At 39.5% G+C, this 823-nt stretch carries 1 protein-coding gene and 1 pseudogene; both read right to left on the bottom strand.

Annotation, left to right across the window (positions count from 1 at the left end):
* A pseudogene (locus tag O0V13_RS21480) lies at positions 1-327 on the bottom strand (RagB/SusD family nutrient uptake outer membrane protein); the annotation flags it as partial.
* 219 nt (positions 328-546) lie between these two features.
* On the bottom strand, positions 547-823 hold a 277-nt coding region (locus O0V13_RS21475; protein WP_268037068.1), incomplete at its 5' end, for a hypothetical protein.

The following is an 823-nucleotide window of genomic DNA, read 5'->3' as shown; positions in this document are numbered from 1 at the left end:
GATATTGGCATAAAAGACCTGCCTATAAGCATAATCCCAATCCCAAGTGGAAGAACCCTGAAAGATATCCTCCTTCCATAAATAGGAGCCCTGTTCAGGGATAGTCATATTCTGATATGCATCAGAGGTGGTCCAAAATTCATCTGAGGAAATAGTTGGCAACAAAGCCTGTCTATTAAATACCACATTATTGTCCAACAATAGCTGGACGTCATCCAGTGTCTTTGGGACCAGAAGTCCCTGATCCGGTTTGGGATCCAAAAAGCCATCGCAAGCCCATAAAAGAGCTGCCAATACGCAGATATGAAATTTTTTAAAATGTTTCATTTTATATTTTTTTAAATGATAATTGAAAAAAGGGGCCCGGAGAATCCCCGGGCTGGTCTTACTATTTGGAGGCAACCACCCCTCCCCTTATGAAGAAAGCATTAGACTTTTGTCTGTCAACTATTGACCATTCCCCTTATTTCTTTTTAGAATTTATGCTACAGAATGAACCTCATTTCAAACTTTAGAATGAGTTCTCAGAGTTGGTTGATGTCATTTCTAGAAATCAATTTTCAGTCCTGCAGCTATACTTTTGAGAGGCTTTGCAAATCCATAATCAGGATCCCAATCCGTATCTGTTGCTTTCCATATCATCCCCAGATTATTGGCATACACAAATACTTGAGCATTCCTAAAATTGGAAAAAGATCTATTTGCCCCAGCAAAGTTGTAGGAAAGCCGAATATCCTGTAATCGGATATGATCACCTTTTTCAATTAATCCTGAGGAACTCCTATAGAAAATATCCCGAAATGCATCTCTTGCTGCCGGCATG

This window comes from Algoriphagus sp. PAP.12, from assembly GCF_026652115.1.
Lineage (GTDB): Bacteria > Bacteroidota > Bacteroidia > Cytophagales > Cyclobacteriaceae > Algoriphagus.
This window is presented reverse-complemented; position numbering and strand designations above follow the sequence as displayed.